Genomic DNA, 26,080 nt, shown 5'->3' on the forward strand with positions numbered 1-26,080 from the left:
GTCACTTGTACTGGATCCGCGGATCGAAATAGGCGTACAAGAGATCGACAATCAGGTTGACCACAATGAAGATGACCGACAGCACGAGGATCCCGGACTGAATGACGGGATAATCGCGCGCGCCGATCCCGTTGTACAGGTACAGCCCGACACCGGGCCATCCGAAGATGGTCTCCGTCAACACCGCGCCGCCCAAGAGCGACCCCAACTGGATACCGATCACGGTCAGCACCGGCGCGAACGAGTTCTTCAACGCGTGTTTGTAGATCACCCAGAAGTCCGCCAATCCCTTGGCCCGCGCCGTGCGCACGTAGTCATGTTTGAGCACCTCGAGCATGCTGGAACGGGTCATCCGGGCGATGACCGCCATCGGAATGGTCCCCAGCGCGATGCCCGGCAGGATGAGGTGCTGCACGACGGTCCAAAACTGATGGGCGTTCCCGGCGAGCAGGGTGTCAATCAGATAGAAGTGGGTGACCTCCGTCACCGGATCGCGCGGGTCCGCCCGCCCAATCACCGGCAGCCAGTGCAGTTTCAGCCCGAACAACCACTGTTCCATCAGGCCCAGCCAGAAGATGGGGACCGACACGCCGACCAGCGCGATGACCATCGCCACATAGTCGAACCACGTGTTGCGCTTCCAGGCCGACAGAATGCCGGCGTTGACGCCGACGACGATGGCGAACACCATGCTGAACAGGGTGAGCTCCGCCGTCGCCGCCAGATGCGGGAACATCTCCGAAGCGATGGGTTGTTGCGTCACCAGGGACTTCCCGAGGTCACCGTGCAGGAGCTGCGCGAGAAACATCAGGTACTGCTGGTACAGCGGCTTGTCCAGTCCGAGGTTGTGGCGCAGGTCCGCGACCGTCTGCGGATCCGCCTGCTGCCCCAGGATCACCTGTGCGGGATCGCCCGGGATCAGGTGGATGATGGCGAACACCACGATGGACACCCCGAACAGCACCGGGATCAGTTGCAAGATGCGGCGAATCGCGTACTGAAGCACGTCCATCCTCCCCCCTTTTCCAATCCGCGTGTCCGCTTCACGCGTGCAGATGGCAGGCGACAAAACGGCCCGGCGCCACCTGTTTCCACTCCGGTCGGACCGTCTTGCAGACGTCCATCGCGTGCGGGCAGCGCGGGTGAAACGCGCAACCGGACGGCGGATTGGACGCGCTCGGCACGTCCCCCTTCAACACGATGCGCTCCCGCTTCGCCTCCGGGTCCGGCACCGGAACCGCAGACAGCAAGGCCTGCGTGTATGGGTGCAGGGGCTCATCGTACACGGATTCGCTCGGCCCCAGTTCGACCAACCGCCCCAGGTACATCACGCCGATGCGGGTGCTGATGTGGCGCACCACGCTCAGATCGTGAGCGATGAAGAGATAAGTCAACTGAAACTGCTCCTGCAGGTCCTGCATCAGATTCAACACCTGCGACTGGATGCTCACGTCCAGGGCGGAGACCGGTTCGTCGGCGACAATCAGTTTCGGATGCAGCGCCAGGGCGCGGGCGATCCCGATGCGCTGCCGCTGTCCCCCGCTGAATTCGTGCGCGTAGCGGTGCATGTGGTAGGCGCCCAGGCCGACCACCTCGAGCAGCTCCTGCACCCGCCGGCGGCGCTCGGCGCGGTCCTCGACGCCGTGCACCAAGAGAGGCTCCTCCAAGATCTGTCCCACGGTCATGCGCGGGTCGAGCGACGCATACGGGTCCTGAAAGATGATCTGCAGATGCCGCCGCATCGGGCGCATCTCGCGTTCATCCAGGCGGAGCAGGTTTTTGCCCTGAAACCACACCTCTCCGCCCGTCGGCTGGGTCAGGCGCAAAATCGACCGGCCGGTGGTCGACTTTCCGCTACCGCTCTCCCCGACCAGGCCGAGCGTCTCTCCGTCCTCAATCGTGAACGATACGCCGTCGACCGCCCGGACATACCCGGTCACCCGCTGCAGGATGCCTGAACGGATGGGGTAGTACGTCTTCAGGTCTTTGACCTCGAGCAACACCTCGCCCATGGCATCACCCTCCCATCCGGCCGTCGACCGCCCCGGCCAACGCCTCTTGGTGTTCGCTGTGCAGCCAGCAGCGCACGGTGTGCGGACGGTCGTCCGCAATGGGCAGAAGTTCGGGCTCGGATTCATGGCACACCGCGGTGGCATGCGGACACCTCGGCGCGAACTTGCAGCCTTTCGGCATCTCGAACGGCGTCGGCACATTCCCCGGGATGGCCACCAACCGCTTGCGGCGCTCGTTCAGGCGCGGCATGGATGCCAGCAAGCCTTGCGTGTACGGGTGTTGCGGGCGCTTGAACAGGGTGTGCACGTCTGCTTCCTCCACCACCTTGCCCGCGTACATCACCACGACCCGGTCGCACATCTCGGCCACGACGCCCAAATCGTGGGTGATCATCACGATGGACGTCCCGGCCTCTTGCTTGATGGCCCGCATCAGGTCGAGGATTTGCGCCTGGATGGTCACATCCAACGCCGTCGTCGGCTCATCCGCAATCAACAGCTTGGGCCGGCACGCCATCGCCATGGCAATCATCACGCGCTGCCGCATCCCGCCCGACAACTGGTGCGGGTAGTCATGCACAATCTGCTCCGGGCGCGGGATGCCGACCTCCCGCAGCAGTTCCGCCGCGCGCGCCCGCGCCTGCTTCTTCGACAGGCGCAGGTGCAGGCGCAGCACCTCCCCAATCTGGTCCCCGATGCGGAACACCGGGTTCAGGCTGGTCATCGGCTCCTGAAAAATCATCGCGATCTCGTTGCCGCGAATCTTCCGCATCTCGGCGTCGCTCAGCTTCAGCAGGTCCCTGCCCTGGAAGCGGATCTCCCCGGCGACGATGCGGCCGGGCGGAGACGGGACGAGGCGCATGATGGAGAGCGACGTGACGCTCTTGCCGCAGCCGGATTCCCCGACAATCCCGAGCGTCTCGCCGTCTCTGACCTCCAGGTCCACCCCGTCCACCGACCGGACGACACCCTCATCGGTGAAAAAATGAGTACGCAGACCCTGTACGCGCAGCAGTGGTTCCATCCCTTCAGCCCCTCTCCTCTGCGGATGGCTGTGGCTGCCTGCCATTGGTACGCAGTGCCAAACGGACGAACGCCTCCACGCCGACCATCAGTGCGTCTTCATCCACCGTGAACCGCGGATGGTGGTGCGGATACACAATGCCCTTCTCCCGGTTGCCCGTGCCGAGATGGAAAAACGCACCCGGCGCGGCCTGCAAGAACCCGGAGAAGTCCTCCCCGCCCATGCCCGGCTGGGACTTCCGCACCCGTTCCGGTCCGAACGCCTCCTGCAACGTTTCCTCCACCAAGCGGGCGACCTCCGGGTCGTTGATGAGCGGGGCGTAGCCGCACCGGTAGGAGAACTCGTAGGTGGCGCCGTGGGCCGAGGTGACCCCCTCGATGACGCGCTCCATCCACGCCGGCACCTGTTCGCGCAGCCGCGGACTGTAGGTGCGGACGGTCCCCGCCAACTGCACGGTCTCCGGAATCACGTTGTACGCACTGCCGCCGGTGATCTTGGTCACGGAGAGGACCAGTGGTTCGAGCGGATCTTTGTTCCGCGAGACCAGGTGCTGCAACTGGGTCACCACTTCGGCGGCGACCAGCACGCTGTCGACCGCCGTGTGGGGATGGGCGGCGTGCCCGCCCCGGCCGCGAATGGTGATGTCGAAGCGATCCGATGCCGCATTGATGGGCCCGGCGCTGATGGCCAACACGCCCGCCTCCAATGCAGAGCGGACGTGCAGCCCCAGGACCATGTCCACGCCATCCATCACCCCGGCCTCCACCATCTGCACGGCGCCGCCGGGATGCACTTCCTCCGCGTGCTGGAAAAAGAACCGGATCTCCCCGCGCAACCGCGGCTGCAGCCGGGTCAACACCTTGGCGGCCGCCAACAGAATGGCGGTATGGGCGTCGTGTCCGCACGCGTGCATGACGCCGGGGCGGGCAGACCGAAACTCAAAGGTGTTCTCTTCCTCTATCGCCAAGGCATCCATGTCTGCGCGAAAGGCCACCGTGGGCCCTTCTCCCGTCCCGCGCAATCGCGCCATGACGCTGGTCGGGGTCGGGCGAGACAGCTCCAGAGCACCGAAGGAGCCCAGCAAGTCGTACACGAACCGAGCGGTTTCATGCTCTTGGTAAGACAACTCCGGATGCCGGTGCAGGTGACGGCGCCAGGCCACCACATCGGACTGCACTTCCGCCAACAGACTTTCCATCTCCGGCCACAAGGTGGTCATCTGTCCTCGCCCCTATCTGTTTTGGACGCTCCACGCATGGAAAAACCAGGGGTGGCGGATCGGGACCGCCACCCGTCGAACCCAAGGAAGGACCGAGATCAGTTCGAGAGGTCGACAGATGTGAACTGCGGCCCGCCCGTCACCTGCGGCGTGAACCCAATCACGCGCTTGCTGCCCGCACGAACCGGTTGCGAGTGCACCAGAGGAACGTAGGGTTCGTCCTGAAACACCAATTTCTGAGCCTGCTTATACAGCTCCGCCCGCTGATTTTGGTCCGACACCGTGAGCGCCTGCTCGAGCAACTTGTCCACCGCCGGATTCTTGTAGAAGGCGGAGTTGTTCGCCGGCGGGACGGCGTTCTTCGAATCGAGCAAGGTGTACATGAACGTCGTCGGATCCCACGTTCCGGCGGACCAGCCGAGCAAGCACATGGTGTGTTCGCCGCTGTCCGTCTTCTTCAGGTACGTCGCCCAGTCGTAGGTGACAATCTTTGCGTGGATGCCAATCTTCGCCAGGTCGCCCTGGATCGCGGTCGCAATCTGCTGCGGCTGCGGCATGTACGGCCGCGGGATGGGCATGGCCCACAACTCCGTGTCAAACCCGTTCGGGTAACCCGCCTCCGCGAGCAACTGTTTCGCCTTGGCGATATCGACCGGGTAATCCTGAATGCTGCTGTCATACGCCCAGTTCTTCGGCGGCAGGATGGTGACGCCCGCATCCGCCAGACCGTTGTAATACGCGTCAATGAGCGCCTTCTTGTCGATGCACATGGCGATCGCCTGGCGCACCCGCGGATCGTCGAACGGCTTCTTTTGCGTGTTGAAAGCGAGATAGCCGACGTTGTTGCTCGGGCTGACATACAGATTCAAATTCGGGTCCGATTTCACCGACTGGATGTCCGACGGGTTCAGCCCCTCCATCAGGTCAATCTGACCCGCCCGGAGCGCATTCAATCGGGCCGTGTTGTCCGGGATCACCTGGAAGATGAGCTGATCCAGCTTGGGCAACCCGGGCGTGCGGTAATTCGGGTTTTTCTTCAGAACAATTTTATCATTCGGCGTCCAGCTGACGAACTCGAATGCGCCGGTCCCCACCGGATGATGGGAGATATCCCCGTTGTACTTCTTGATGGCCTCCGGAGACGCGATGCTGTAGGCCACTTGGGTCAGAATGTTCGGCAACGGCGCGAACGGATGGGTCAGGTCGATGCGGACGGTGTAGTCGTCCACCTTTTCCACATCTTTGATGATGGCTCCCGGGGAACCGTAAAATCCGCCCAAGTCGGACTTATAATGCGCGAACGAGCTTCCCTTGTGATACGGGCTGTTGGGATCGCCCCATCGTTGGAAGTTGAACACCACCGCGTCGGCGTTGAACGGCGTTCCGTCCGAAAACTTCACGCCCTGTTGGAGGTGGAACGTCCACGACATCCCGTCTTTGGACGGTTCCCAACTGGTCGCGAGGTCGGGTTGCAACTCGGGCGTGCCGATCTTGTATGTAACCAGGGTGTCGTAGATCTCTTCACACACCATGTTCGACTCGTCGTCCGTAGAGCCGGACGGATCGAGCGTCACAGAGTCGCCCCCGCGGCCGAAGATCAACGTCTTCTGACCCGACGAAGCGGTGGGTGCGGTGCCGTTCGCCGGCTGCGTCGTACCACCCCCGCAACCGGTGGTCACGGCCAGCAGAGCCACTACCGCCGCTGCGCATGCCGCCCATTTCATCTGCATCTGTCAGAGACCCCCTCTGTCGGATTCATCGTCATGCAGGCCGGTTCATTGCGGAAAATCGGGCCCCGCCGTTCGGAACTCCTCCTGGACGGCCTGCAAAAAGGAAGGATCGAGCAACAGATCGGCCGCGGTCTTCGCCATCGCCTCGGCCATGCGCAACATGGCCTGTTGGGCCTCCGGCGACCGGGCGGCCTCCCGAAATGCGTGCGAATGACCCGGTGTGCCACGGGGTGCGATTTTCAGGTACGGGTGAATGGCCGGCAACACCAGGCTGACATTCCCGATGTCGGACGATCCGGTCCCTCCCCGAAGCACGGGCTCTTCCGTCTCTTCCCCCAATTCTGCAAGATACTGAAACACCCGTGACGCCATGGTGTGGTTGTTTTTCCGCTCCGCGTAGATGGGCGACGCGTGGGCGATTTCCACGGTCGTTCCGGTGGCCAGCGCGGCGCCCTGTGCACAAGCCTGCACGCGTTCCACCAGCTCCAACACCTTCTCGCGTGTCAGGGCTCGGACCAGGAATTCCGCTTCCGTGAAATCCGGCACGATGTTGGGAGCCGCCCCGCCATGGGTGATGATGCCGTGCAGGCGTGCGCTCTCCGGAATATGCTGGCGCAGTCCGTCCACGGAGACGAAAAACTGGATCATCGCCGCCAGCGCGTTGCGTCCTTCCTGCGGACTGCCGGCAGCATGCGCCGCCCGCCCGTGAAACTGGATACGCAAATGGGCCGTGGCCGTCGCGTGTCGCCACGGGATGGTCCGGTCACCGGGGTGGAACATCAGCGCGGCGTCCACACCCTCGAATACCCCGGCCTCCAATTCGATGACCTTGCCACCGGCCCCTTCCTCCCCGGGTGTGCCGATGACCCAAATGGACCCAGGCGGTTCAGGCAGTGCCCGCGCCAACGAAATGGCCGCCGCCAATCCTCCGGTCGCAATCAGGTTGTGGCCGCAGGCATGGCCAATTTCCGGAAGCGCATCGTACTCCAACAGGAAGGCAATCGTCGGCCGTCCTTCCCCCCTGCGGCCGACAAACGCCGTCGGCAAGCCGGCCACCGGGCTCTCGACGGCAAAACCCTCGCGTTCCAACCATGCCTTCAATCGCTCGCTCGCATAGTGCTCTTCTAACGAGAGTTCCGGATGCGCGTGCAGATCGAGACTGAGCGCGACCATGTCGTCACGAATCTGCTCCACAGCCTCGTGGATCCGCGCATGTACCTCTGGCAGTGATGGCATCGTACAGCCCCTTCCTGGGACGCATCATCCCTGCAATTCAAATGGAAATCAGAATGATAAAAATTTACATTCAACCCTCCTCTCCACACGAATTATATTGAAATTCTGCTCAACCAATCAATAGTCTTGTCATGAAACTTATCAAAAGCGGCCGCATTGTCATGTGATCCATACCATTGTGTCCACGCCCCCGTGCCCCCCTGGTCCCTGCCTTGCGCCTGTAGTATCATCGAAGGCATCCAATGGCGCCGATGCCGGCATCGGCGCGCATTCACCGAATCATCGGGAGGTGGCAGCGTGGAATCGGTCGCATCGGCGCGGGTGCGCCAGCTGTCCGCAGGGATCTTTGCGGAACTGGCTGCACGCAAGCGCCAAGCCGTCGAACGTGGCGTGGACGTGATTGATTTGAGCATCGGAAGCCCGGATCTGCCGCCTCCGCCGTGGGTGATGGAGGAACTGGCGCAATCCGCCCGCGACCCGGGCAACTATGGGTACACGGTATCGGCTTCAGCCGAATTTCGGCGTGCAGTCGCTGAATTCTATCAAACGCGGTACGGTGTGACCCTCAACCCCGAGCGACAGGTCGTACAAGTGATGGGGTCTCAGGAAGGGTTGACCCATTTGGCCTGGGCTCTGCTGGACCCGGGGGATCTGGTGCTCGTGCCCGACCCGGGCTATCCCATCTATGAAGCCAGCGTGCGCATCGCCGGCGGGGAGGTCTTTCCCATGCCGCTGCGCCCGGAGAACGGCTATCTGCCGGACCTCGGCCGCATTCCAAACTAGGTCGCCCGCCGCGCCAAGATGATGATCTTGAACTATCCGGGCAATCCCTTGCCAGTGCTGGGGACGAAGGCCTTTTTCGCGGAAGTGGTGCAATTTGCGAAACTACACGGCATCCTCGTCGTGCACGACTTCGCGTACTCGGAATTGGTGTTTGACGGCCGGCGCGCTCCGAGTTTTCTGTCGATCCCGGGCGCCATCGACGTCGGCATCGAGTCCAATTCCCTGTCGAAGACGTTCAGCATGGCGGGGTGCCGCATCGGGTATCTGGTGGGCAGCGAACACGTGCTCGGGGCGCTCGCGACGCTCAAGTCGCACATCGACTTCGGCGTCTTCATGCCCATCGAGCGCGCCGCCGTGCGGGCCTTGCGCGCCCCGGCCGGCAGCCTGGAGGCCCATGCCCGCCTGTACCAGGAGCGCCGGGACGCGCTGGTGCGAAGCTTCGCCGCTGCCGGTTGGCACGTGCCGAGTCCGCCCGCGACCATGTTCGCTTGGGCGCCGATTCCGGTGCCCGGGAGCGCAAGAACGTTCGCGATGGATCTCATGGAACACACCGGCGTCGCCGTCACGCCCGGGGACGCCTTCGGCCGCCAAGGCGAAGGGTATGTGCGCATCGCCCTCGTGCAGCCGCCCGACCGCCTGGAGGAGGCGGCCCGGCGCATCGGCGCATACTTGGCGCACCGGCGCGCGGCGGGCTGACCGGGCCCGCCCGGATGCTTCCTCCACCGGGCAAGCCTCCGTTTCGGTCCCGGTTTTCGCCGGGCTTCACGAAGAAAAAGACGGCCGGATCGGCGCTTGCCGACCCGGCCGTCCGCCCTCAGCGCCCTGTCTCCGCCAGGGTGCCGCTGTGTGCCGCAGAGGCTTCCAGCCACCGCTCCACGTCCATCGCGGCCTTGCATCCGCTGCCGGCCGCGGTGATGGCCTGGCGGTACCGGGAATCCATCACGTCGCCGCACGCGAATACGCCCTCAACACTCGTCTGGGTGGTCACCCCGTCCGTACGGATGTATCCCAGCGCGTCCAGCTCCACTTGTCCTTTCAAGAAGCCGGTGTTTGGCGTGTGACCGATGGCGACGAAGACGCCGTCCGTGTCAATCACGCGCGTATCCCCGCTGGTGTTGTCCCGCACCTCAATGCCGGTCACCTTTCCGCCCTCCCCGTGGACCGCGACGGGGGTGGCATTGAGCACCCATCGAATCTTGGGATTGTTCCTGGCCCGCTCCTGCATCACCTTGGACGCCCGCAGCTCGTTCCTTCGGTGGATGATGGTGACCTCGGACGCGAACTTGGTCAGGAAGGTGGCCTCCTCCATGGCCGAATCGCCGCCTCCGACGACCACCACACGCTTGTTCCGGAAGAAAAACCCGTCGCACGTGGCGCACGTGGACACGCCGTGTCCCAACAGCTCCTGTTCCCCCGGAATGCCGAGCATCTTCGCAGACGCCCCGGTGGAGATGATCAGCGCGTCCGCCTCGTATGTGTTCTTTTCGTCGACGACGACCCGAAACGGGCGCCGGCTCAGATCGACCGCCGTCACCCACCCGTTCATGAACCGGGCCCCAAAACGCTCCGCCTGCTTGCGCATGTTGTCCATCAGCTGCGGACCGAGGATGCCATCCGGGAAACCGGGGAAATTCTCCACTTCCGTGGTCTGTGTCAACTGTCCACCCGGCAGGTCGCCTTCGACGACCAACGGGTTCAGGTTGGCCCGAGCGGCGTAGATGGCCGCTGTCAAGCCTGCTGGACCCGTGCCGAGGATCATGACGCGATGCCGTTCCATTTGTCTCACCTCGCGTTCTCCGCCGGCCCAGGACCGGCGGCGGTGTGCATCGTACGTCCCTGTTGTACCCCAAACCGCTGCGCGAACACAAGCGCCGCGGCAGCCCGGCAGAATGGCGCCGCAGTGTGGACGGTCCGACTGGTAAACCGTCTGACTGCGGTGTCATGCGGTATCTATTGAAACAGGGGCAGCACCACGCCGCCGTACGCGAATGCGCCGACGATGACCAGTGCGGGATGGACCTTGCGCCATTGCATCAACCACAGCGACAGCGCCGCGATGACGAGGGACTGGATCCAGCCGATCTTCATGACCGACGTCTTGCCGAATTCCCAGGTTAGTGAGATCATCAGCACCGTGATCACCGGCTGTACCATGGCCGTCATGCCCTTGACCGCGTCCGATTGGCGGAACCGGTTGAGCAGCCGCATCAGCAGGATCAGGCCGACAGCCGACGGGACGACGGTCGCCGCCAGGGCGAGGACAATCCCCGTCCAACCGTCCACCTGATAGCCGATGAAGGTGGCCATCTTGGTCGCGATGGGCCCGGGCAGGACGTTCCCGAGCGCCAGCGCGTTGGCGAACTCGGCGTTGGACAGCCAATGGTAATGCGTCACCGCCTGGTCCTGCAACAACGGGATCATCGCAGGGCCGCCGCCGTATCCGAGCAGATTGGGCAGGAAAAACCCGATGAACACGTGCCACCAGGTCATGTGCTCGCCCCCCGATCCCGCCGTTTTGCCCGCTGCACGCGATGCACCAAGCGCAGGTGAAACGCGCCGTACACGATGTACAACAACACCACCAGCGCCGGCGACACGTCGAGCACCATCAACAACACGAAGGCCAACGCGCCGAAGGCGATGGCGAACCAACGCCCCAATCCTTTCCACGCCTTTTCCCCGAACTCGTACGCCATCACGCCCATCATCACGGCAATCACGGGGTTTACCGCGGCGATCATCCCCTGCGCGACCCGCGACTCGCGGATGGCGGACAACACCCCGAACAGGAGCAGCATGGCGACGCAGGTGGGCAGGATGTTCGCCACGACCCCGACGACGGCTCCCGGCCACCCCTTGAGCCGGTACCCGAGATACGCGGCCAGCTTGGTGGCGATGGGGCCGGGCAGGGCATTGGCGACAGCGACGATTTCGCCGTACTCATCGTCCGTCACCCACGCATAGCGGTTCACGGCCTCATGCCGCATCAGGGGGATGATGGCTGATCCCCCGCCGTATGTGAGGATCCCCGTCCGGACCATCGCCAAGACCAACGGCAGATACCCGTCGTTCGCCACCGTCTCGCCTTCTTTCCTCAACATCGCCGTGCCCCGTCACCAACAGGCGATGGTCCCGTCGGTCCGAGGCTCCGTCCCGCCTGCCAAAACCCCGCCCGGCAGCCGCCAGATCACCTGTCCGCGTCCGAATCCGCCGGCGTCGTTGGCCACCTGAATGTCGTGGCCGCGGCGCGCCAACGCCTGGGCGATGTGCGCCGGAAACTCCCGCTCGACGACGACCTTTTTGCCCTCGGTCCACTGCCACCGGGGGGCGTCCAGCGCCGCCTGCGGGTTGAGATGAAAGTCCACCAGGTTCATCACCACCTGAAGGTGGCCCTGGGGTTGCATGAAGCCGCCCATGACGCCGAACGGACCGACCGGTTCGCCCCCCCGGGTCAGGAATCCCGGGATGATGGTATGATAGGTCCGTTTGCCCGGGACCAGGGCGTTGACATGATTCGGATCGAGCGAGAACGTGTGACCGCGGTTCTGCAGGGAGATCCCCGTGCCGGGCACGACCACGCCCGAACCGAACCCCATGTAGTTGCTCTGGATGAACGACACCATGTTCCCCTCGCCGTCCGCCGCAGCCAGGTACACCGTGCCGCCGCGGTCCGGCTTGCCCGGCTCAGGCTCCAGCGCCTCCGCTCCAATCAGCGCGCGCCGCGCGGCCCCGTACTCAGGCGAAAGCAATTGTTCGACGCGGACATCCATGAAGCGGGGATCGGTGATGTACCGCTTGCCGTCCGCAAACGCCAGTTTCAACGCCTCAATCTGCCGGTGCACCGCCTCCACGTCGTCCTTGGCGTGGAACTCGAAACCGGACAGGATGTTGAGCGCCATCAGGGCGACAATCCCCTGGCCGTTGGGCGGCAGCTCCCAGACCTCAAAGCCCCGGTACGGGACATGCACCGGTTCTACCCATTCCGGCGCGAATGCCGCCAGGTCCTCTTTGCGCAGAAACCCGCCCGTCTGGCGTGAAAATGCGTCGATGGCATCGGCCAAATCGCCGCGGTAGAAGGCCTCCGCCTGCGTCTCGCCGATGCGGCGCAGCGTCCGGGCATGGCCCGGCGACGCCCACATCTCTCCGGCGCGCGGCGCGCGGCCGCCCGGGGCGAAAGTCTCCATCCACGGCTTGAACACCTCGCCTTCGAGCGCGGCATAGCGCCGCCGGCCGATCTCCCAGAAATGCGCCGCCACGGCCGACACCGGGTGCCCTTCCTCCGCCAGGCGGACCGCCGGCGCGAGCACCTCCGCCAGCGACAGGCGGCCAAACCGCTCGGACAGCGCCGCCCAGGCGGCCGGAGCCCCGGGCACCGTCACCGGCAGCCATCCGAACCGCGGCATCTCGTCATGCCCCGCCTGCCGCACCGCCTCGATGGTCAGGCGCTGCGGTGCCGGCCCGCTCGAGTTCAACCCGTACATCCGCCCGCCCGACCAGACGATGGCGAACGCGTCGCTGCCGATCCCGTTCGACGTCGGCTCCACCACCGTCAGGGCCGCCGCGGTCGCAATGGCGGCGTCGATGGCGTTTCCGCCGCGCTGCAGGATTTCCAGCCCGGCCTGCGCCGCCAAGGGATGGGACGTGGCCACCATCCCGCGCCGGGCGAACACGGTGGTGCGGCGCGACGGATACGGATGATACATCGGATCAAACGGCATGATCTTCTCTCCATTTCCCACGGAATGAATCCCGTTTTTATTCTACGCTGTACATCCCAATCCTTCGAGTGCTGAAGGGTTCGCTATTCTTTTAATTTCGGATCCCAGATCTCCTGCAGTCCTTCCCCGAGCAGGTTGAAGCCGAGCACCGCCACCGCGATGGCCACACCCGGAATGACCGCCAACATCGCGTCTTGGGAGAGATAGCCCTGCGCATCATGGAGCATGGTGCCCCAGCTGGCGGTCGGTGGAATGACGCCCAGGCCCAGGTAGCTGAGACTCGCCTCCGCCACGATGCCGCCCGCCATCGCGATGCTCACCTGGACGATGAGCGGCGTCGTGATGTTGGGGAAGATGTGGCGGAGCATGATCCGCCAGTCGCTGCAGCCGACGACCCGGGCCGAATCCACATACTCCTTGCGCACCTCGGCCAGCACCTGGCCGCGGACGATGCGGATGAACACGGGCAGGTAACCGACTCCGATGGCGATCATCGCGTTGCGGATCCCGGGGCCCATCACGGCCGCCAGCACCAGGGCCAGGATGAGGAACGGAAACGCCTGCAGCGCGTCGACGATGCGCATGATCACCCAGTTGTCCCAGAACCCGCGGTAGAAGCCGGAGACCAGGCCCACCGGAACGCCGATCACCAGCGCCACCGCGACGGCGCCCGCGGCCACCGCCAGGGACGTGCGCGCTCCGACGAGGATCCGCGAGAACACGTCGCGGCCCAACTGGTCGGTGCCCAGCCAGTGCTGGCCGCTCATGCCCTGCAGGAGCGCGGCGTAGTTTTGCTTGTTCGGGTCATAGGGCGTGGCGAAGGTCGCGAGCACAGCCGCCACCACAATCACGCCGACGATGATGCCGCCCAACACGAGCGACCGGTGCCGCCACAGGTTCAGGTGTCTGCGGCGCGCCCGGATTGCGGCGGGCGCCGTCCCGGCCGGCACACCCGCGGCGTCCGGAATCGAATGGGGCGTTTGGCTCATCGCTCACCGACTCTCCTTTCCCAAGCGCATGCGGGGATCGACCACACCGTACACCAGGTCCACCACCAGGTTGACCATGACCACCAACAGTGCGGCCACCAACGTGGCCCCCTGCACCGTGGTGTAGTCGCGGCTGAAGACGGCTTGCACCAGCAGGCTGCCGAATCCCGGAAGCGCGAAGATCTGTTCCGTGATCACGAGGCCGCCCAGCAATCCGGCGATCTGAAGCCCGCCCGTCGTGATCACGGGAATGAGGGCGTTGCGCAGGGCGTGCCGGGTGATGACCACCCATCCGTACAACCCCTTGGCACGCGCAGTGCGCACGTAGTCCTGATGCAGGACATCGAGCAGGGACGAGCGCAACATCCGCATCAGCACCGCGGCCTCGCGCACGCCGGTGGCCACCACGGGGAGGACCATCGCGTGCAGATTCTGCCCGAGGTTCTGCCACAGCGGCACATACCCGGAAGACGGGAACCAGTGCAGTTTCACGGTGAATCCAATCAACAGCAGAATGCCGAGCCAGAAGGGCGGCACCGACAACCCGACCGTCGAGGTGAACAGCGCTGCGGCGTCGAGCCACCGGCCGCGGTAGACCGCGGCGAGAATGCCGAACGGGAAGGCGATGAGCAAGGCCACCACGATGGTGCCGACCGCGAGCTCAATGGTGACGGGCAGCCGCTGGGCGATGAGGTGGCTGACCGGCTCCCCGTCCACCAGCGACTGGCCCAAATTTCCGGTCAGGACGTGCTGCAGCCAGTGCCAGTACTGCAGCGGAACGGGCTGATCCAACCCGAGCTTCGCACGCATCTGCTGGATGGCCTCGGGTGTCGCCTCCTGGCCTAGGATGACCTGCGCCGGATCGCCGGGGATCAGGTGGATGAGGCCGAACACCATCACGGACAAAAAGAACAGCACCGGCACCATGGTCACGATGCGTTGCAACACATAGGCCATCTCGACGATTCCCCCACTCTCCGTTTCGCTTCGGGAACAGGTCCGCCCCGGGCGCGATACCACCCGGGGCGGTGCCCAACCCCAACCGGGGGGCCGTCCTGCGGCCGTCGCCCGGTCCGATTCCCGGTTACTGAGCCGAAACCGTGGCCAGCCTCAGCAGGCCGTCGGCCCGGTACTCAAAGCCGGTCAGATGCTTGCTGTACGCAATGAGGTTGTTCTGGTGGTACAGGAACACGTACGGCGCCTCGTCGTGGATGATGTCCATGACCTGGCTGTAGGTCTTCGCGCGCTCCTGCGGATCGAGTTGGGCACGGGCTTGATCCAACAACTGGTCCACCGTCGGATTGCTGTACTGTTCGTCATTTTGCGATCCATCCGTATGGAACCAGGAGTAGATGTTCTGATCCGGGTCCAGACGGCCGGACCAACCGAGCGCGCTGGCCTGGAAGTTGTGTTTGGTGGCGTTGTCCAGGACCGTCCCAAACTCCATCTGCTTGATCTGCACCTGAATGCCGTACTGGCTGAGCATCCCCTGAATGACCTGCGCCGCCTGGACGGTCACCGGCGTCGCCGCGGTCTGAAGCTCGAAGCTGAAGCCGTTGGGCTTTCCGCCCTTGGCCAGGAGATCCTTGATCTTTGCCGGATCCGGCTGCGGCGGGGTGTCCTGTGCCTGATTGTACGCGCTCGAGGCCTGGCTGAACGGTGTGTAACCGGGCGAGGCCGCACCCTTGAAGACGGTATCGACGAGCGCTTTACGGTCGATGCCCAGTTCCACGGCTTCGCGCAGGTACTTGTTGTCAAACGGCGCCTTCTTGACGTTCAGGTACAGGCCCTGGAACCCGAAACCGGGTTGGTTGATGACGGTGAAGTTCGGATTCTGGGACAGCGTGGCCACCTGCTGCGCGGGAATGGTGTCAATCATCTGCACCTGGCCGCTCTGCAGGTTCGCGACCTCGACGTTCTGGTCCGTGAAGATCTTGTACGTCACCGTGTTGAAGTGCGGTTGGCCAGACTGCCAGTAATTCGGGTTCTTCACCAGCGTGACATGGTCGCCCTTGACGCGCTCCTTGAACGCATACGGGCCGGTGCCGACCGGGTGGTTGACGAAGTCGTCGCCCTCTTTCTGCACCGCCGTCGGGGACACCATCATGCCCGGGCGGTCCGTCAAGATGGCGAGCAGCGGGCTGTACGGCTTGTTCAAATGCAGGACCACCGTGTAGTCATCCGGCGTGTCGATCCCGACGATGGGCGTCAGGTAGCTGCGCTGGAGCGAATCCTTTTCCTGATCGCGCTGAATGTTGAACTTCACGGCCGCCGCGTTGAACGGGGTGCCGTCCTGGAACTTCACGCCGTGGCGCAGGTGGAACGTGTATGTCTTGCCGTCCTGGGACACCTCGTATTTCTCCACCAGGTCCGGTTCAATCTCGTTGTTGGGTCCGATGGTGAACAGCGTGTCATAGATGTTGATCATCACCTGGCGGTCGACGAGCGCCGTCGACAGCTTCGGATCGAGCTTCGGCGGGTCGGCGCTCAGACCCACCGTCAGCGTGTCGCTGTTGGCCGCGGCCGGCGCACCGGCTGACGCCTGGTTGCCCGTCTGGTTTTCACCGCCACCCCCTCCGCCGCAGGCCGTCAAGGCCCCGGATCCCAACAACAGGGCCATTGCGGTGACAAGTGCCTTTCGGTTCATCACACATACCCCTTCCATTCGCATCTCTGTGTCACATCTCTGCGGATTCCGCGCCAGCCTCGCGCATCGCCCGCTCAATCACTTCGGTGTCGCGCAGGATGTGTTCGTACATGGCCGTGTACGCGGCATCCCCGTCGCGACGTGCCAAGGCGTCGAGCACCCGCTGATGTTCGGACAACACGTTGGTCTGCATCTGGTTGATGTGCAGGATCAGACGGCAGTAATACTCGATGAGCGTGGAAACCTCCGCGAAGACCCGTTGCAGCCGCCGGTTTTGGCAGGCCGCGACGACCTCGGCGTGGAACGCCGTGTTGAGCGCCACCAGCCGCTGGGCGTCCATCGCCTGAAGCACCTGCGCCGTCTCCTGCTGCACGGCCAACAGCCGCTGCCACTGCGCCTCCGTCATGCGCGAGGCGGCCAAGCGCGCCGCCATCGACTCGATGGTCAGACGAAGCTCGTACAGTTCCAGATAGTCCTCATAAGATGGATTGAAGACCCGGATGGCACCGTCCACCTGGCACGCGAGCTGTTCGGTACACAGCTGGCGAAGGGCCTCGCGCACCGGACTGCGGCTGGTCTTCAGTTCGGCCGCCAGTTTGGTCTCCACCAGCTTTTCGCCGGGTAGAAACCGGCCGTTGAGGATGCCGTCCCGAAGCACCCTATATACCTGTTGGGCGAGCGGTTCAGAACGCACGATCTCGTATGCCACTGTCGGTCACCCCCTGCCCTCGCGATGCCTGTATGCCACCCACCCCTGTGGTGGCCTCCCACCCCCATCTTGTCGACCGTCGACGGTCTACGAAAAAAGATTAAGAGCATTATAGGTTCTCGCTCTTTGAACTGTCAATCGATTTTTGTTTGATAGAAAAGGCTTTCATATCGAGAAAGGGCTTTCAACCCGCGGGAGATGGGAGGCGCCGCGTTGACAGACGCCGGCGGCGAGTGAATAATAACTCTAATTCATCAATATAGAACCCGCACCGGACGGCGGGAGGCCGGGGATCGGGGCACTCCGTCCCGCGCCACCGGCCCGACTCCAACGCGAATTCTGCCCGCCGGCAGAGAAACGCACGCAGGAGGAACACCCATGCATGCAGACCATGAGCATCCGCACCGGCCATGGCCAGGACTTCTGGCGGCCTACCGGCGTTGGCTGCCCGTGACCGACCAGACGCCCGCATTGACGCTGTGCGAGGGCAATACCCCGCTGATCCGCTCCCACCGGCTCAGTGAACAGCTCCACGCAAACGTGTATTTCAAATACGAAGGGGCAAATCCCACCGGATCGTTCAAAGACCGCGGCATGGTTCTGGCGGTGGCCAAGGCGGCCGAAGCCGGCAGCCAGGTGGTGATCTGCGCGTCCACCGGCAACACCTCCGCGTCCGCCGCCGCCTACGCAGCCCGGGCGGGGTTGAAAGCGGTCATCCTCATCCCGGACGGATACGTGGCGATGGGTAAGCTAGCCCAGGCCATGATGTACGGCGCCGAGGTGGTCGCCGTTCGAGGGAACTTCGACGAAGCGCTCGCCATCGTGCGCGAGCTGGCGGAACGGCTGCCTGTGACGGTCGTCAACTCGGTCAACCCCTTCCGCCTCGAAGGGCAGCAGACCGCCGCGTTCGAGATCTGCGACGCCCTCGGCCGCGCGCCCGATCACCTGTGCATCCCCGTGGGGAACGCGGGAAACATCAGTGCCTATTGGAAGGGATTCTGTGCCTACCACGCCGCCGGCATCGTCGGCAACCTCCCCCGCATGCAGGGCTTCGAGGCGGAGGGCGCGGCCGCGCTGGTGCGCGGAGAACCCGTGGATCACCCGGAGACCTTTGCCACCGCCATCCGCATCGGGCGCCCCGCGTCCTGGCACCTGGCGGTCGCCGCCGTGCAGGAATCGAACGGCGGCATCCGCGCCGTCAGCGATGACGAGATCCGCCATGCGTACAAGCTGATTGCCCGCGAAGGGGTGTTCGCCGAACCGGCGTCCGCAGCCTCCGTGGCCGGCCTGCTGCAACTGCACGCGCAGGGCGTCCTGCAGCCGGGCGAGACGGTGGTGTGCGTCCTCACCGGAAACGGACTCAAAGACCCGGACAACGCCATCCAGCACAGCGATCGCGCGCCTCTGGTGACGGAGGCGAGCACCGACGCGGTGCAGACGGCCCTGGAGCGATGGCTATGAACGTACAGAGCCCGGCTGGGATGTCCACGCGCGACCTTCCGGACACATCGGCGTCCTCCGCCCAGGCGCCGGCAGACGCGCCCCGATTCCGCGTCCGCGTGCCCGCCACCTCCGCCAACCTCGGACCAGGGTTTGACTGCATGGGTTTGGCGCTCGGCCTGTGCAACGAGATGGAATTGGAGGTGCGGGGCCCGTTCTCCGTCCACGTCGAGGGGGAGGGCGCGACGCTGCTCCCCCGGGATCGGACGAACGCCGTCGTCCAGGCCATCGACCGGGTCCTGGACCTCACCCCCGCGGCGGACGTCCCGCGGGATTGGCGGCTGCGTTTGAGCAACGGGATCCCCGTCGCGGCGGGGCTCGGTTCCAGCGCCTCGGCCATCGTGGGCGGGCTGTTGCTCGCCAACGCCCTCCTCGCCCGGTACGCGCCAGAACACGAGTGGTCCCGCCAACAGTTGCTCGATCTCGCGGTCGAGATGGAGGGCCACCCCGACAACGTCACACCGGCGTTGCTCGGGGGCGCCTGGCTCAGCGTGGTGGACGGGCGCCAGGCCCGTTCCTTCGCGCTGCCCATCCCGGAGGCGTTGGTATTCACGGCGGCGGTCCCCAACTTTCCGCTGCGGACAGAGGACGCCCGGCGCGTCCTGCCCACCGCCATCCCGCGGGAGGACGCGGTGTGGAACACGGCCCAGGCCGCTCGCCTGACGCTGGCGCTGTCCACCGGTCAACTCGAACTGCTCAAGGGGGGGTTCGGCGACCGACTTCATGAGCCGTACCGCCGCCGGCTCATCCCGGGGTGTGAGGAGGTCCGCCAGGCCGCCATCCGCGCCGGGGCCATCACCACCACCCTCAGCGGCGCAGGCCCCACCCTGCTCGCCTGGTGCGACAGCGAAGGGACCGCCTCCCAGGTGGCGGACGAGATGACCCTGGTGTGGCGCGAATTCAACATCGAGTGTTACACGTACGTGCTGCAGCCGCGGCGATTGGAGACGCGCGTGGAGGTGCTCGCCGGCCCGGTGCCGGAGACCCGAAGTGCCGCTCCGGGCGCGGCGGAGAAAGGGGTGTCGAAATGATTGTCGAAGTGGGACTGCTCGGATGCGGGACGGTCGGATCGGGCGTCGTCGAGCTGATGAATCGACGGCAGGGGAAGATTGCGGATATGACCGGCCTGCGGCCGGCCATCAAGAAGATCCTGGTGCGTCAGGTGGACAAGCCGCGGCCGGTCGAGCTGGCGCCCGGCCTCGTGACGAATCAACCGGCGGAAGTGCTGGAGGACCCGTCCATCCGCATCGTGATTGAGACCATCGGCGGCATTGAGCCGGCCCGGACGTATATCCTGCAGGCCATCGCCTCCGGCAAGCACGTGGTGACGGCTAACAAGGACCTCATCGCGGTGCACGGCGCGGAGATCCTCGACGCCGCGGAGAGACACGGCGTGGATGTGTTCTACGAGGCGGCGGTCGGCGGCGCCATTCCGCTCATCCGGCCGCTCACGGAACAGATGACGGCCAACGAGATCAGCGATCTGCTCGGCATCATCAACGGCACGACCAACTACATCCTGACGCAGATGACGGAGACGGGCGCGGACTTCGCGGACGCCCTCGCGGAAGCGCAGCGGCTCGGCTACGCGGAGGCCGACCCGTCCAGCGATGTGGACGGCCTCGATGCCGCTCGCAAATTAGCCATCCTGGCGTCCATCGCGTTCCACGCCCGGGTCACGCTGGACGACGTCCAGGTGGCGGGCATCCGCTCCATCTCGGCGCAGGACGTGCGCTTTGCCGAGGAGCTCGGCTGTGTCGTCAAACTGCTGGCCACCGGCAGCGACCGGGCTGGCGTCCTGTCCCTGCACGTGCGCCCTGCCCTCGTCAGCAAACAGCACCCGCTGGCCCACGTGTCGGGGCCGTTCAACGCGCTGTTCGTGCGCGGGGACGCCGCTGGCGACCTGATGTTCTTCGGTCGCGGCGCCGGATCCCTGCCGACGGCCAGCTCGGTGGTGGGCGACGTGATTGAGGTGCTGCGCGTCATTCGCCTCGGCGTCTCGGGCCGCGTCTCACGCATGTACCTGCCCGGCAAACGGGTGAGTCCGCTCCACGCCGCACCGGCCCGCCATTACCTGCGTCTGACGGCCGCCGACAAGCCGGGGGTGTTCGCCGCCATCGCCAGCATCTTCGGCGTCCACAACGTCAGTATGGAGACGGTATTGCAGAAGCGCGCGAAAGGGAATACGGCGGACATCGTGATTGTCACGCATGCGACGGAGCCGGGGCCGCTCGCCAACGTGGTCGAAGGCCTGCGCGCCCTGCCGCAGGTGGAGGCGGTCCACAATGTGATGCCGGTCGTGGAAGCGCCGGAGTGAGGAGAGCGAGCGGAGCGAACGGGTGACCCGGGTGGGCCGAATGGGCCGACCGGGCGCCCCCGCCGACGGAGATCACCACCACCGGCGCCGCTTGAAGTACACCATCATCGCCCCGCCGACGGAGATCATCAAGCCCCACGCGTACAAGTAGCCGTACTTCCAATGTAGTTCGGGCATGTGTTCAAAGTTCATCCCGTACAACCCGACGATGAAGTTGAGCGGCAGAAAGAGCGTGCTGAAGACGGTCAGGGTCTTCATGACCTCGTTCATCCGGTTGGAACGCTGCGCGGTCTGCAGGTCCAACAGACCGCTCAGGTTGTCGCGAATGGCGTCCAGGGTGTCGACGGCGCGGGTGGCGTGATCGTACACGTCGAGGAAGTACACCGCCTCGCGCTCGTCGGTGTACGGGAACGCTTCGTGCGCGCAGGCGCCAATCACGTTGCGCCCGTCGGCGACGATGCGCCGCACGCGTCCGAGCTGCCGCTTGATCCGGAAGATGGTCCCGGCCACTTTGGCGTCCGGGTGATCGAACACGTGCCGCTCGAGGGCGTCGAAGCGTTCCTCCAGGCGGTCGATGTGGCTCAAGTAATGGTCGACGCACAGGTCGAAAATCTGATGCAACAGGCGGCCGATGGACGCCATGGAGGCGGGGTTCTCCCGCACGCGCCGCTCGACCTCGTCCAGCTCCGGTACGGGCGCGCGATCCACCGTGATGAGAAAGCCCTGCCCCAGCACCAGGCAGAATTCCCTGGCCTCCAGCGAATCGGCCAGCGCATAAAAGGTGATGAACACCTGCGGCGGGTGCTGCTGATGCGCGTAATGATCCAGCTTGGGGCGTTGGCCGAAGTGCAGCACGTCCTCGATGACCAACGGGTGGCATCCGAATAAATCGCCGAGGATGCGCTGCACCTGGTCATCGCTGGGCTGCCGCAGACGGATCCAGGCCACCTCCCCCACCGCCGGCAACCGCGGCGGCACATCGATGACCTGCTCCTCCCGGTACAACAGCACCCGTATCCCTCCATTCCTGCCGATGGCCACACCTGGCTTTGCGCCCATGATAGCCCACGTGGAGGCCATTGGCAATGGAGAGAGGTGTTTGCGAACAAGCCCCTCCAAATTTTATCTTGACAAAAATTTTTATGTGTGGTATGATGGAGTTTAAATGTATTGAATTTAGCCCCTTTGCTTGTTATGCTTTCGCTGAATACCCTATCCCGCCACACGGCTGGGATGGCGCCCAAGAGGAGGATATTCAGTTGAAAGCAAACCCGATGAGCGTGACTGCCCTCATGACCGCCTTCATCCGCGCTTACCACGCCACACACGACGATCCCGTGATCTTCAATGACTCTCTGGCCTATTCGTTGATACCAGAGGAAAGACGCCATCTCATTGAACAGGGCCTGAAGGCGGCTCTGCAGGCTCATGACGGTGAGGCCGGCGCCAGTTTGTCGAGTTTGCTGCAATCCATGGGACTCCCGAATGTCGTCACTCGATCGCGATACACAGAAGAAAAGCTTCAGTCAGAAATGCAAAAGGGTGTCAGGCAATACGTGATCCTCGGCGCTGGATTGGATACCTTCGCTCTTCGCCATCAACACCTTCTGGAGCAAGGACAAATCGAGGTATTTGAGGTCGATCAGCCAGCCACACAGGCATTCAAGCGCGAACGGCTGACGAATCTGGGCTGGGAAATTCCTGCGGGTCTCCACTTTGTGTCCACGGATTTCACACAGGAGCGTGTTGCAGAGGCACTCGCGAGAACGTCGTACAACCCTCGCGTGAAAAGTCTCTTTAGTTTGCTGGGTGTGACGATGTATCTCCCTCCGAATGATGTGTTTGAAACGCTGCGGTCCATCACTCGGATTGCGCCGGCTGGCAGCTCGGTGATTTTTGATTACCATACGGAGACGGATGCCAATCTGAATGAGATTCGCAAGGAATTGCAAAAAATGGGGGAGTCCATGAATACCACCTTTGACCCAGATCTACTGGCCGCGGACCTTCGGAAGTTGGGACTTGACGTCGTTGAGGATTTCGGTCCGGCAGCCATCCAGGAGCGATATTTCAAGGGGAATGCACACGGGTACCACGCCAATGAAAATGTGCACCTGGCGTGGGCCGTCGTTCGGTAGATTGCGTGTCTGCCATCTCCAACATCATGGACCCGTCATTCCGCGTTCAGCCATGGCCCCCAGCACCCAAGAAAGCCACCTGAGGTCTCAGGTGGCTTCTTTGATGGTTGTCTGCAGGGGAATCGGACAACGAGACCGGTTGCGTACCCTTCATTCCTGCCATATCCACCCGCCTGACCGGCAACACCGCCTTCATATTCACTGGGGCCTTCCTCCTGTGCCCCCTCTCGTCCCCTCATCCCACCCAGGTGTGCAATCCCTGCAGGAACACCCGGATGGCGAAATAGACCAACAGCAAGGCCGACAACAGGGAGACGCCCCGCATCGTCCGCGGCCCCAGCCACTGGCGGGCCCGCCCGGCGACCAACGCCACCAGTGCCGACCACAGGACGCCGGCACAAAAAAATCCCGCGTAAAACGCGGCCAAGCCACGGACGGGCACATGCTGGCCGGTCGCGGCAATCACGCTGCCCCCCACCGCCGCGAACCACAGGATGGCGGAGGGCGAGGCCAACGCGAGCCCGAGCCCCATCCACAACGATTTCATCCCGCCGCCGCGGCCGTCCGTTCCGCCGGCGGCCCCGTCCGCCGTCGCCGCGATGGCCCGCGGCCGCAGGCTCTCTTTAACCATGTGCCCCGCCAGGTACAAGAGCGCCGCGGAGCCGCCGAACCACAGGGCCCACCGGACGGCAGCGAAGCGCAGCAGTACCGACATGCCCAGCATCGAGACCACCGCGTACGTGAGGTCCCCGAAGGACGAGCCCAATCCGACGAGGAAGGACGGCCATGCCCCGCGTTCCAGCCCCGTCTTGATGATGGCCACATTGACGAGGCCGATGTCGAGGCACAGCGACAGAGACAGAAGAAATCCCGACACGAACAAGCCCCACATCCCGACAGCCATCCCTCCGCATACGTGCGACAAGCCTGGCCGCATCGGGCCAGGCTTGCGTCATCCGCCTGCCATTCTTGCCGCATCTGACAAAATGCGCTTTCGCCGTCACCTCGCGGCGAATACCGCCAGCGGATCGTCTTTCCGCTGGGCCTCGTACGCCGCGATGGCATCCTCGTGCTGCAGCGTGAGGCCGATGTCGTCGAGGCCCTCCAGCAGGCATTTACGCCGGAACGGATCGACCTCAAAGTTCCAAGACAGGCCTTCCGCCGTCTCCACCACCTGCCGCTCCAGGTCCACGGTCACGGCGACGCTCCGCGCGGCCGCGTCCATGAGCGCGCGCACCGCGTCCTCCGGCAGCGTCACCAGCAGGATGCCGTTCTTGAAGCAGTTATTGTAGAAGATATCGGCGAACGACGGCGCAATCACCACGCGGAACCCGTAGTCGAGCAGCGACCACGCGGCGTGCTCCCGGGACGATCCGCAGCCGAAGTTGTGCCCGGCGACCAGGATGGACGCCCCTCGATAGCGGGGGTCGTTCAGCACGAAGTCCGGGTTTTCACGGCCATCGGCCAAAAAGCGCCAGTCGTAGAAGAGGAACTGGCCGAATCCGGTCCGCTCCACCCGTTTCAGAAACTGCTTCGGGATGATCTGATCCGTGTCCACATTGACGCGATCCAGCGGCGCCGCAACGCCCGTCAGTTTCACAAACGGTTGCATGTCTCATCGCCCTCCCGTCGCGGCCGCTTCGGCTTGGCCCAGCCACTCGCGCACGTCGACGAAGTGCCCCGCAATCGCGGCGGCCGCCGCCATCGCCGGGCTGACCAGATGCGTGCGCGCGCCCCTGCCTTGACGGCCTTCGAAATTGCGGTTCGAGGTGGATGCACACCGCTCGCCCGGCGGCACGATGTCCGGGTTCATGCCGAGGCACATGCTGCAACCCGGCTCCCGCCACTCGAAGCCGGCCTCTTTGAACACCCGGTCCAGGCCCTCGGCTTCCGCCTGCTGCTTCACCCGTTTCGATCCCGGTACCACCAGCGCCCGCACGCCGGGATGCACCTTTCGGCCCTTGGCTACCGCCGCCGCCTGGCGCAGGTCCTCAATGCGCGCGTTGGTGCAGGAGCCGATGAACACGTGCTGGATCGGAATCTCCTCCATTCGGGTGCCCGGCGCCAGCCCCATGTACTCCAGCGCCCGCTCCATCGCGCGGCGCTCGACCTCCGACGCCGCCTGCGCCGGGTCGGGCACGACGCCTTTGATGCCCGTGCACATCCCCGGGTTGGTGCCCCAGGTCACCTGGGGTTCGAGATCGCTGACGTCAAAGGTGATGGTCTTGTCGTACACGGCGCCCTCGTCCGCGCGCAGGGTGCGCCAGACCGCGACCGCGCGTTCAAACGCCTCCCCCTGCGGCGCGAACGGGCGCCCGCGCAGGTAGGCGAACGTGGTCTCGTCGGGCGCGACCAAACCGGCGCGGGCCCCCGCCTCAATGGCCATGTTGCAGACGGTCATCCGCTCCTCCATCGACATCGTGGCCACGACTTCGCCGCACACCTCGATGATGTGGCCCGTGCCGAAGCCCACGCCGTGCTTCGCAATCACGCCGAGGATGATGTCCTTCGCCGTCACACCCGCGGGACGCCGGCCTGTCAGTTCCAGCTTCAGCACCTTTGGCTTCTGCTGCCACAGGCACTGCGTCGCCAGCACGTGTTCCACCTCACTGGTGCCGATGCCGAAGGCCAACGCGCCAAACGCGCCGTGGGTGGACGTGTGGCTGTCCCCGCAGACGATGGTCTTGCCCGGCTGGGTCAGGCCCAGCTCCGGGCCGATGACGTGCACGATGCCTTGATCCGGACTCTCGATGCCGGCCAGGTGGATGCCGAACTCGGCGCAGTTTTTCGCCAGCACCTCGACCTGTTTGCGGGCAATCGGATCACGGATCACCGACGGGACGTCCGTCGGGATGTTGTGGTCCATCGTGGCGAACGTCAGATCCGGCCGCCGCACCCGGCGCCCGGCCGCACGCAGGCCGTCGAACGCCTGCGGCGACGTCACCTCGTGCACCAGATGCAGGTCGATGTACAGCAGGCTCGGCTTGCCCTCGCCCTGCGACACCACCTCGTGTGCTTCCCAAATCTTGTCCAACAGCGTCTTCGGTGCCATCTCCCT

The 26,080-nt window shown here is 64.5% G+C and carries 22 protein-coding genes and 1 pseudogene; 5 read left to right on the plus strand and 18 right to left on the minus strand.

Annotation, left to right across the window (positions count from 1 at the left end; genetic code table 11):
* Position 1 precedes the first annotated feature (1 nt).
* The 6 genes from BM357_RS08720 to BM357_RS08745 form a co-directional block, all read right to left on the minus strand.
* Positions 2-1,006: an ABC transporter permease gene (locus tag BM357_RS08720; protein WP_175511488.1), complete on the minus strand. Its 1,005-nt coding sequence runs from the start codon at positions 1,004-1,006 to the stop codon at positions 2-4.
* 37 nt (positions 1,007-1,043) lie between these two features.
* Positions 1,044-2,012, minus strand: a complete 969-nt coding sequence (locus BM357_RS08725) for an ABC transporter ATP-binding protein (RefSeq protein WP_074951761.1) — start codon at positions 2,010-2,012, stop codon at positions 1,044-1,046.
* Positions 2,013-2,016: 4 nt separating this feature from the next.
* Positions 2,017-3,036 carry an ABC transporter ATP-binding protein gene (locus BM357_RS08730; protein ID WP_074951764.1) on the minus strand — a complete coding sequence of 340 codons (1,020 nt, stop codon included), beginning with the start codon at positions 3,034-3,036 and terminating at the stop codon, positions 2,017-2,019.
* A gap of 4 nt (positions 3,037-3,040) precedes the next feature.
* Positions 3,041-4,255 (minus strand): amidohydrolase, encoded by a 1,215-nt coding sequence (locus BM357_RS08735; protein ID WP_074951767.1) that lies wholly within the window; start codon positions 4,253-4,255, stop codon positions 3,041-3,043.
* Between the two features lie 98 nt (positions 4,256-4,353).
* A complete protein-coding gene (locus tag BM357_RS08740) occupies positions 4,354-5,985 on the minus strand; it encodes an ABC transporter substrate-binding protein (RefSeq protein ID WP_074951770.1) in 1,632 nt (543 codons plus the stop codon).
* A 45-nt stretch (positions 5,986-6,030) separates the two neighbouring features.
* The gene (locus tag BM357_RS08745) at positions 6,031-7,221 is read right to left on the minus strand and encodes a M20 family metallopeptidase (protein WP_074951773.1); all 1,191 of its coding nucleotides are present in this window, start codon (positions 7,219-7,221) and stop codon (positions 6,031-6,033) included.
* 297 nt (positions 7,222-7,518) lie between these two features.
* Here BM357_RS08745 and BM357_RS08750 point away from each other — a divergent pair.
* A pseudogene (locus BM357_RS08750) lies at positions 7,519-8,700 on the plus strand (aminotransferase class I/II-fold pyridoxal phosphate-dependent enzyme).
* Between the two features lie 118 nt (positions 8,701-8,818).
* On the opposite strand, the gene trxB reads toward BM357_RS08750, so the two are convergent.
* From trxB to BM357_RS08790, 8 genes are all read right to left on the minus strand, one after another.
* Positions 8,819-9,781 (minus strand): thioredoxin-disulfide reductase, encoded by a 963-nt coding sequence (trxB, locus tag BM357_RS08755; protein ID WP_074951776.1) that lies wholly within the window; start codon positions 9,779-9,781, stop codon positions 8,819-8,821.
* Between the two features lie 173 nt (positions 9,782-9,954).
* Positions 9,955-10,494, minus strand: a complete 540-nt coding sequence (chrA, locus tag BM357_RS08760) for a chromate efflux transporter ChrA (protein WP_074951779.1) — start codon at positions 10,492-10,494, stop codon at positions 9,955-9,957.
* A complete protein-coding gene (gene chrB, locus BM357_RS08765; RefSeq protein ID WP_074951782.1) occupies positions 10,491-11,105 on the minus strand; it encodes a chromate efflux transporter ChrB in 615 nt (204 codons plus the stop codon). Before chrB ends, chrA begins: the two co-directional genes overlap by 4 nt.
* A gap of 12 nt (positions 11,106-11,117) precedes the next feature.
* Positions 11,118-12,722 carry a gamma-glutamyltransferase family protein gene (locus tag BM357_RS08770; protein ID WP_074951785.1) on the minus strand — a complete coding sequence of 535 codons (1,605 nt, stop codon included), beginning with the start codon at positions 12,720-12,722 and terminating at the stop codon, positions 11,118-11,120.
* Positions 12,723-12,805: 83 nt separating this feature from the next.
* Complete coding sequence (locus BM357_RS08775) at positions 12,806-13,711, minus strand: ABC transporter permease (protein WP_139234638.1); 906 nt, start codon at positions 13,709-13,711, stop codon at positions 12,806-12,808.
* Between the two features lie 3 nt (positions 13,712-13,714).
* Complete coding sequence (locus BM357_RS08780) at positions 13,715-14,668, minus strand: ABC transporter permease (RefSeq protein WP_074951788.1); 954 nt, start codon at positions 14,666-14,668, stop codon at positions 13,715-13,717.
* 127 nt (positions 14,669-14,795) lie between these two features.
* A complete protein-coding gene (locus BM357_RS08785; protein WP_074951964.1) occupies positions 14,796-16,358 on the minus strand; it encodes an ABC transporter substrate-binding protein in 1,563 nt (520 codons plus the stop codon).
* Between the two features lie 31 nt (positions 16,359-16,389).
* Positions 16,390-17,067, minus strand: a complete 678-nt coding sequence (locus BM357_RS08790) for a GntR family transcriptional regulator (RefSeq protein WP_074951791.1) — start codon at positions 17,065-17,067, stop codon at positions 16,390-16,392.
* A 378-nt stretch (positions 17,068-17,445) separates the two neighbouring features.
* Between BM357_RS08790 and thrC the strand changes: the two genes are divergently transcribed.
* From thrC to BM357_RS08805, 3 genes are read left to right on the plus strand one after another with little or no spacing between them, the layout of a single operon-like run.
* A complete protein-coding gene (gene thrC, locus BM357_RS08795) occupies positions 17,446-18,528 on the plus strand; it encodes a threonine synthase (protein ID WP_074951795.1) in 1,083 nt (360 codons plus the stop codon).
* Positions 18,525-19,598 carry a homoserine kinase gene (gene thrB / locus BM357_RS08800; RefSeq protein WP_074951798.1) on the plus strand — a complete coding sequence of 358 codons (1,074 nt, stop codon included), beginning with the start codon at positions 18,525-18,527 and terminating at the stop codon, positions 19,596-19,598. Before thrC ends, thrB begins: the two co-directional genes overlap by 4 nt.
* On the plus strand, positions 19,595-20,884 hold the full coding sequence (locus tag BM357_RS08805; protein ID WP_074951801.1) for a homoserine dehydrogenase: 1,290 nt from the start codon (positions 19,595-19,597) through the stop codon (positions 20,882-20,884). The genes thrB and BM357_RS08805 overlap by 4 nt, the downstream gene beginning before the upstream one ends.
* Before the next feature lie 72 nt (positions 20,885-20,956).
* Here BM357_RS08805 and corA read toward each other — a convergent pair whose 3' ends face one another.
* Entirely contained in the window at positions 20,957-21,895 is a 939-nt protein-coding gene (corA, locus tag BM357_RS08810; RefSeq protein ID WP_074951804.1) for a magnesium/cobalt transporter CorA, read from the minus strand.
* Positions 21,896-21,969: 74 nt separating this feature from the next.
* On the opposite strand from corA, the gene BM357_RS08815 reads away from it, so the two are divergent.
* Positions 21,970-23,022 (plus strand): class I SAM-dependent methyltransferase, encoded by a 1,053-nt coding sequence (locus tag BM357_RS08815; protein ID WP_245783912.1) that lies wholly within the window; start codon positions 21,970-21,972, stop codon positions 23,020-23,022.
* Positions 23,023-23,257: 235 nt separating this feature from the next.
* Here the strand turns inward: BM357_RS08815 and BM357_RS08820 are convergent, their stop codons facing one another.
* The 3 genes from BM357_RS08820 to leuC all read right to left on the minus strand — a co-directional run bounded on the left by BM357_RS08820 (position 23,258) and on the right by leuC (position 26,074).
* Positions 23,258-23,926 carry a LysE family translocator gene (locus BM357_RS08820; protein WP_175511489.1) on the minus strand — a complete coding sequence of 223 codons (669 nt, stop codon included), beginning with the start codon at positions 23,924-23,926 and terminating at the stop codon, positions 23,258-23,260.
* Positions 23,927-24,022: 96 nt separating this feature from the next.
* Complete coding sequence (gene leuD, locus BM357_RS08825) at positions 24,023-24,634, minus strand: 3-isopropylmalate dehydratase small subunit (RefSeq protein ID WP_074951810.1); 612 nt, start codon at positions 24,632-24,634, stop codon at positions 24,023-24,025.
* Positions 24,635-24,637: 3 nt separating this feature from the next.
* Positions 24,638-26,074: a 3-isopropylmalate dehydratase large subunit gene (gene leuC, locus BM357_RS08830; protein WP_074951813.1), complete on the minus strand. Its 1,437-nt coding sequence runs from the start codon at positions 26,072-26,074 to the stop codon at positions 24,638-24,640.
* Positions 26,075-26,080: the final 6 nt, after the last annotated feature.

The organism is Paenalicyclobacillus macrosporangiidus (genome assembly GCF_900116805.1).
GTDB classification, from domain to species: domain Bacteria; phylum Bacillota; class Bacilli; order Alicyclobacillales; family Alicyclobacillaceae; genus Alicyclobacillus_H; species Alicyclobacillus_H macrosporangiidus.